This is a genomic window from Oleiphilus sp. HI0080, from assembly GCF_001635135.1.
This window is the reverse complement of record NZ_LWFU01000644.1, coordinates 1-2,848: the sequence shown is the minus strand read 5'-3', so window position 1 is coordinate 2,848 and position 2,848 is coordinate 1. Positions and strand designations below refer to the sequence as shown.

Annotated in this window: 4 protein-coding genes; all 4 read left to right on the top strand. The window is 46.7% G+C overall.

What is annotated here, in order from left to right; all coding sequences use genetic code 11:
* Positions 1-225: PAS domain-containing protein (locus A3751_RS14025; RefSeq protein ID WP_156492471.1), on the top strand; the 225-nt coding region annotated here is incomplete at its 5' end.
* Positions 210-962 (top strand): EAL domain-containing protein, encoded by a 753-nt coding sequence (locus A3751_RS14020; RefSeq protein WP_068457168.1) that lies wholly within the window; start codon positions 210-212, stop codon positions 960-962. The genes A3751_RS14025 and A3751_RS14020, both read left to right, overlap by 16 nt.
* Before the next feature lie 48 nt (positions 963-1,010).
* The gene (locus A3751_RS14015; RefSeq protein ID WP_068457166.1) at positions 1,011-1,631 is read left to right on the top strand and encodes a LysE family translocator; all 621 of its coding nucleotides are present in this window, start codon (positions 1,011-1,013) and stop codon (positions 1,629-1,631) included.
* Between the two features lie 611 nt (positions 1,632-2,242).
* A partial coding sequence (locus A3751_RS14010) for a hypothetical protein (RefSeq protein WP_197466358.1) occupies positions 2,243-2,848 on the top strand: 606 nt, incomplete at its 3' end.

Here is a 2,848-nt window from a genome sequence, read left to right as displayed (position 1 = left end):
ACTAACATGATGGGGGTGAATTGGGATGTATCTGAACATAGAAAGCTGGAAGAGACCCTATCAAAACAGAAAGAGCTGCTTCATGTTACGCTAGAATCGATTGGGGATGCGGTCATCGCGACCGACCTGAACCAACGCGTTGTATTCCTAAACTACATGGCCGAGCTGATGACGGGTTGGAGCAATCAAGATGCGCAAAACCAAGCTTTGTGCGATATTGGGTAGACCAAATCCATCGGGCACTCGACGAAGACCGTTTTCAACTTTTCGCCCAACGACTGGTGAACGTCAAACAAACGACAGAGGCACTGCACTTTGAAGTATTGTTGCGAATGACGGGAGAAGACGGAGAAATCATCTCGCCGTTTATGTTCTTCCCTGCCGCAGAGCACTATCATCTTGCGAACAGAATTGATCGTTGGGTCCTAACAAAAAGCATCCAATGGCTAGAAGAGAAGTCACAAACGCAGGACATAGAACGGATTTGCATCAACTTGTCAGGGCAATCCGTCAACGATATCGATTTTCATAGCTATGTCGCGCAATTGCTGCAACAGCTAAGTCCAGAACTCAGAGCGAAAATCTGTCTTGAAATCACCGAAACAGTGGCCGTGACAAACCTTCAAAGCGCCTCTGATTTTGTCGATGAAATCAAAAAACTCGGTTCCACTATCGCACTGGATGATTTTGGTGCTGGGTCATCCTCATTTGGCTATATCAAAAACCTCTCCGCCGACGTGCTCAAAATTGACGGTCAATTTATCAAAAACCTCATTGACGAACCGCTCGATAACGCGGCAGTAAGATGTTTTGTTGATGTCGCAAAAATTCTAAATTTAGAAACGGTCGCAGAGTTCGTCGATTCCCCGAAAATACTAGAGCAAGTCAAGGCATTGGGCATAGACTACGCACAAGGTTTTTTACTCCACAAACCCGAGCCGATCGATAAGATCATTAAGTAACAACACTTAGCGCATACTTTTTAGCCGCGCAATCGAGTCACAAAACATATGCCCATTGAAACTTGGCTACTTTTCTTCACCGCCATCGTCATCGTGATTGCGATTCCCGGGCCACTCTCGCTGCTCATGATCAACAGTACGCTTAAACAAGGCATACGGGCATCCTCGCCCGTTATATTTGGAGGCAGCTTCGCCTCCAGCATCTTACTAATTGTTTCCGCATCCGGTCTCGGTGCAATCGTTGTCAGCTCAGAATTGGCATTCAACGCCATACGCTATGCAGGCGCGGCTTACCTTTTTTATTTGGGTATAAAACTCATTCGGCCTGCAGCTGCGCAACCCCGTGCCGACAAGCCAGACAGCGACCCGCAACCTAACAGCAAAACCTCGCTATTTCATCAGGCTTTTTTGATGGGCATTAGCAACCCGAAAGACATCCTTTTCTTCATTGCCCTACTGCCGCAATTTGTCGCCCCCCAGGGCAACCTTCTGCTCCAACTGGTCATCATCGTTTGCTCCTGGTTTGTGGCCGATTGCTTGTGCAAACTTGCCTACGGACTTGCAGCGAAAAGCGTTTCGGGCATATTCACCAAGCCCAAAAACCAACGAAGGCTAGATCTCGTTTCTGCAGCGTTGTTTATTTCTGTCGCTATTGGGGCGGTTATTTAAGCAGATTGGTGATTAAAAAGAGTGAACCTTTTATCGGGTGATATAACGACATCGCCTCATCCTAAGCAGGCATCTTGAGCGCCTTCCAACGACAACGGTTTTCACCAAATACCAGCCATGCCGATCGAGGCAAAATTACAAGGGCTGTTGGTGAATAGCGGACTTAACAGACCTTTCGATATCGCATTCGCGTAATTTACTATCCAGAGCTAAATTAAATACAGTTAGGTCTCGGATCTGTTTATCCATCTGGAGTCGAATTCGGGTCGACCAAATTTGCGCCGGTTTCAATGGCGGTTTCAGCCCTGCCAGCTTTCCTTTATTCCATGGCTGGGATTTCAGTACGTATTCAGTGAAAACGGGTTCTTACGAACCTTCTATATGACGATGGGTTCGCAAATATTATGCTCTCTTAGGAGATAAGAAACGCTTACCGCAGAGATTGTTAATTGCCATAATCGATGGTACTTGTTGGTAAATGCTGTGACAGTTTTAGTCTGGCCAACAAAGTGGCCAATGAAACGGCCAAAATATAGCGTCAGAACAACAATGAAGATCAGATTTGTTTTGAATAATCAGATAGTTATGATTTTTATAAAGTGGCCAGTAAAGTGGCCAGTAAAGCGGCCATTATTGTTTGTTCAAAAGAGTTGGGCTGCTATAATCAATATATGTCTATTCTTGATATTACGCCATTCATCCCTAGCGATGCGGCTTTAGCCAAATCCGAGCTGCCCGACAAAGCAATGCGCTTGAGCACGCTATCGGCAAAGTTGAGTGGCCAGTTGTCTACGATCACAGCGGAAACCCTTGAGCGTCATATGCGGGTGGCTAACTCTTACTACTCGAATTTGATCGAGGGTAATGCCACTCGGCCCTACGAGATACGCGCCGCGCAACGAGGCGAGTACTCTTCTGATCCTGCCAAACGCGACTTGCAACAGGAATCATTAGCGCACATGGATGTCCAGAGATGGCTAAGCGAGCAGTCACTCGATCTGGACACCCTGTTCTCCTCAGAATTCATCCAAAACATTCATCGTGTGTTCTATGAGAACGTACCTGAACGTTTGTGGGAGCTTAAAAATAGTCAAGGTAATGTGATCGATGTCGTTGTGCCCGGTCAATATCGCCAAGCACTTGTTGAGGTTGGCCGACACATACCGCCGGATGCAGAAAAGCTATCGGATCTCATGACCGGATTTTGCGAGACCTTT